1 protein-coding gene is annotated in these 244 nt (G+C 66.4%); it reads right to left on the minus strand.

Annotated elements, in window-relative coordinates; all coding sequences use genetic code 11:
- A partial coding sequence (locus SB753_RS40500) for a class I tRNA ligase family protein (protein WP_410805606.1) occupies positions 1-244 on the minus strand: 244 nt, incomplete at both ends.

Consider the following 244-nt stretch of genomic DNA (forward strand, 5'->3'; position numbering starts at 1 on the left):
CGATTTGCGTGGCGATGCCCGCGTGGTCCGTGCCCGGCACCCACAGCGTGTTTTCGCCGAGCATGCGGTGATAGCGGGCGAGGCCGTCCATGATGGTCTGATTGAACGCGTGGCCCATGTGCAGGGTGCCCGTGACGTTCGGCGGCGGCAACTGGATCGAGAAGTCTTTCCGGTTGCCGTCGAAAGCGGGCGCGGCGTACGCGCGCTTTTCCCATTCGGGGCCCCAGTGGGCTTCGACGGTGTG

The sequence above is a fragment of the Paraburkholderia sp. SIMBA_053 genome (assembly GCF_046534895.1).
GTDB lineage: Bacteria > Pseudomonadota > Gammaproteobacteria > Burkholderiales > Burkholderiaceae > Paraburkholderia > Paraburkholderia caledonica.